Annotated in this window: 3 protein-coding genes; 1 reads left to right on the top strand and 2 read right to left on the bottom strand. The window is 64.3% G+C overall.

Annotated features, from left to right (window positions below; translation table 11 throughout):
- Together EOA27_RS26605 and EOA27_RS26600 are read right to left on the bottom strand one after the other, a co-directional pair.
- Positions 1-540, bottom strand: a 540-nt coding sequence (locus EOA27_RS26605) for an SWIM zinc finger family protein (protein ID WP_189562122.1), incomplete at its 3' end; no start/stop codon positions are given.
- A 12-nt stretch (positions 541-552) separates the two neighbouring features.
- Complete coding sequence (locus tag EOA27_RS26600; RefSeq protein ID WP_126078700.1) at positions 553-756, bottom strand: hypothetical protein; 204 nt, start codon at positions 754-756, stop codon at positions 553-555.
- Between the two features lie 323 nt (positions 757-1,079).
- Here EOA27_RS26600 and EOA27_RS26595 point away from each other — a divergent pair.
- On the top strand, positions 1,080-3,846 hold a 2,767-nt coding region (locus EOA27_RS26595), incomplete at its 3' end, for an acyl-[ACP]--phospholipid O-acyltransferase (protein ID WP_127257657.1).

Here is a 3,846-nt window from a genome sequence, read left to right as displayed (position 1 = left end):
CAACTGGTCGGCGATCCACTGGTCGAGCTCGTCGAGCGCGGCCGAGACCGCGCTGCGCGTGTCCTCCGCCCGCCTACGCTGCGCCGCCTCGCGGCGTTCGGCCGCAGCGGCGTCCTCAACAGGAGGTGCCTCTTCCGGCCGCGATGCTTCGTCTATGCTTTTGCCTTCCGCGCGAGCTGGCGCTTGGGTTGGCGGCTGCCCTGGCTTGCGGCGCCGGCCGAGCCAGTCGTTCACCCAATCGGGCGTCTGGTCGACGCGGGTGAAGCTGTCGGGTGCCGTGGCGCCGATCCAGGCCAGCGCCAGAATGTGCTTGCACGGAAATTTCCGCGACGGGCAGGTGCATTTGTAGCCGTGGTCGGAGGTGTCGAACGCGACCCGGTAGGGGTTGGAGCCCGAGCCCTGGCATTCGCCCCAGATCAGCGGCAGCTGTTCATGCGCTTCAAGCCTGGGCCAGTTCGATCGCTTGGTCAGCTTGGCGGCTGCGCCAAGCGAGGCCTGATCGGGGGCCAAAGCCTCGACTGTTTTCAAATCCAGCTGCAAGCCGCGCGCCTCTCACCACCCCGAAGCATGACTTCGCGACGATTGATAGCCGTTTGCGGCCGGCTGGTGTAGCTCCATTCGCCGGAAAATCGAGAGCTTGTCTAACGTTCCGTTGTTCTCCTGAAGGCCCGGTCGCGCGAAGCTCGCATCCAGCATGTCGTCATTCAACAGTTCGATCCGTGAACGCTGTTCATTTTGCTCTTGAACGTCGTTCAAGATGTGCTATGCTGCGATTATGAACAATGTTCATTGGATTGTATCCGGCCTGAAACAGGCCGTCTCCGATCCGGCCTATGCTGAAACGAAAGGATCATATCGATGCTCGCAGACAACCAAGCCCGCAAGCAGTCGAGTGGCTGGAAGGCCTGGAAGCCGATCATGGACGACAGATTCCATGCGCCAAGACCAAGAAACAAATGGATCGGATTGAACCGCAGTAACGAAGTTTAACCTCTTCCTGATACAACGAGGCTCAAACCGCGCAAGTGTCCGCTCAGTCCAATCGGATTGCCAGCCAGACTTGCCCAATGGAAATTGCCATGAACACCCATCTGATGATGTCGCGGCGCTTCGCGCCTCTCTTCTGGACGCAATTCCTCTCGGCCTTCAACGACAATTTCCTGAAGAACACGCTGGTGTTCCTCATTCTGTTCACGCTGGCGAAGGATCAGGCCGCGTCCCTGGTGACGCTGGCCGGCGCTGTCTTCATGGCGCCCTTCCTCTTGCTTTCGGCGCTTGGCGGCGAGATCGCAGACCGCTTCGACAAGGCGCTGATCGCGCGGCGGCTGAAATTCACCGAGATCGCCGCGGCCGCCGTCGCCGTCGTCGGCATCGCGCTGTCATCGATCCCGGTGCTGATGACGGCGCTCTTGATGTTCGGCATCATCTCGGCGCTGTTCGGGCCGATCAAATACGGCATCCTGCCGGACCATCTCGAGCGCAAGGAACTGCCAAAGGCCAATGCCTGGATCGAGTCGGCCACTTTCGCCGCGATCCTCGGCGGCACGATTGCCGGCGGCGTCGTTTCAGCCGACGGCATCGGCGTTGCGGTGTTCGGGCCGATCATGATGGCCTTGGCCGCCGGCTGCTGGTTCGTCAGCCGCTACATCCCGTCCACCGGTTCGGCTGCTCCCAACCTCACCATCGACTGGAACATCTTGCGCTCGACCTGGCGGCAGGTCGCCGACCTGCGCACCGATACGCGCATCTGGCGCGCCGGCCTGATGACCTCCTGGTTCTGGCTGGTCGGCGCCATCGTGCTCTCGATCCTGCCGGCGATGATCAAGGATTCACTCGGCGGCAATGAGATCGCCGTCACCGCCTATCTCGCGGTGTTCGCCGTCTCGATTGCCATCGGATCGGCTATCGCAGCCTGGATGTCGCAAGGCCGCATGGTGCTTTTGCCCGCGCCGGTCGGCACCGCGCTGATGGCGCTGTTCGGGCTGCACCTGGCCTGGACCATCGGCAGCATGCAGCCCTCGCCCCAGGCCGAGACGCTTGCCACCTTCTTCGCCGGCCCCAACACCATCCGTGTGGCCATCGACCTCGCCGGCATGGCCATTGCCGCCGCCTTCCTCGTCGTGCCGACCTTCGCCGCCGTGCAGGCCTGGTCGCCGGAGGCGCGCCGCGCCCGAGTCGTTGCCGCGGTCAGCATCGTCAATGCCGGCTTCATGACGGTCGGCGGCATCCTTGTCGCCGCGATCCAGGCGGCAGGCGTCTCGATCGCGGGCATCCTGTTCGGCCTCGTCGTCGCCAACGCGATTGCCGCCTGGCTGATGCTGAAATTCCTGCCGACCAATCCCTTCCGCGATTTCGTCTCGATCCTGTTCCGCGCCTTCCTGCGGCTGGAGGTCGAGGGGCTGGACAATCTCAAGGCGGCCGGCAAGGCGCCGATCCTGGCGCTCAACCATGTCAGCTTCCTCGACGGTCCGCTGGCGCTGACGCTGACCGACGAGGAGCCGGTCTTCGCCATCGACTACACGATCGCCCAGGCCTGGTGGATGAAGCCCTTCATGAAGCTCGCCCGCGCGCTGCCGCTCAATCCGGCGAAGCCGATGTCGACCCGCACGCTGATCAAGATCGTGCAGGGCGGCGATCCGCTGGTCATCTTCCCGGAGGGCCGCATCACCGTCACCGGCGGCCTGATGAAGGTCTATGACGGCGCCGCCATGGTCGCCGACAAGACCGGCTCGATGGTGGTGCCGGTGCGCATCGAGGGCCTGGAGAAGAGCTACTTCTCGCGGCTGACCTCGCAGCATGTGCGGCATCGCCTGTTCCCGAAGGTCAAGGTGACCATCCTGGAGCCGGTGAAGCTCGAAGTCCCCCAGGAGTTGAAGGGGCGCCAGCGCCGGGCCGCGGCTGGCTCCGCGCTCTACCAGGTGATGTCGGACCTCGTCTTCCGCACCCAGAATATCGACAAGACAGTGCTTCAGAAGATCATCGAGACGGCCCATGAGCGCGGCATGAAGGAACTCGCCGTGCAGGATCCGGTCACCGGCTCGCTGAGCTACGGCAAGCTGCTCACCGCCGCCGCGGTGCTCGGCGAGAAGTTCGAGCATCTCTATGCGGGACAAGAGACGCTGGGCATCATGCTGCCCAACGCCAACGGCTCATGCGCGACGCTGCTCGGCGTCATGTCGGCCGGCAAGGTGCCGGCGATGATCAACTTCACCGCGGGTGCGGCCAACATCCTATCGGCCTGCAAGGCGGCCGAGGTGAAGACCGTGCTCACCTCCCGTGCCTTCGTCGAGCAGGCCAAGCTCGGGCCAGTGATAGAGGAGATCGGCCGCTCGGTCGACATCGTCTGGCTCGACGACCTGCGCGCCACGATCGGCCTGAAGGACAAGCTGCTCGGCCTGTTGCGCAAGACGACGCCGCGGGTGGCGCGCAAGGCGGACGATCCGGCCGCGATCCTGTTCACCTCGGGCTCGGAGGGCACGCCAAAGGGCGTGGTGCTGACCCACCGCAACATCCTGGCCAACGCCGCCCAGGCGGCCTCGCGCATCGACTTCCACTCGGGCGACAAAGTGTTCAACGTGCTGCCGATCTTCCATTCCTTCGGCATGACGGCGGGAACGGTGCTGCCCTTGATCTCGGGCGTGCCGGTCTATTTCTACCCCTCGCCGCTGCACTACCGCATCGTGCCGGAACTGATCTACGGGTCGAACGCGACGATCATCTTCGGCACCGATACGTTCCTCGCCGGCTATGCGCGCACCGCGCACCCCTACGATTTCCGCTCGGTGCGCTATTGCTTCGCCGGCGCCGAGCCGGTCAAGGCCGCGACGCGCACCACCTATATGGAGA

The sequence above is a fragment of the Mesorhizobium sp. M2A.F.Ca.ET.037.01.1.1 genome (assembly GCF_003998075.1).
Classification (GTDB): Bacteria; Pseudomonadota; Alphaproteobacteria; order Rhizobiales; family Rhizobiaceae; genus Mesorhizobium.
Note: the sequence above shows the minus strand (reverse complement) of the source record. Positions and strands in the feature narration are given on the sequence as shown.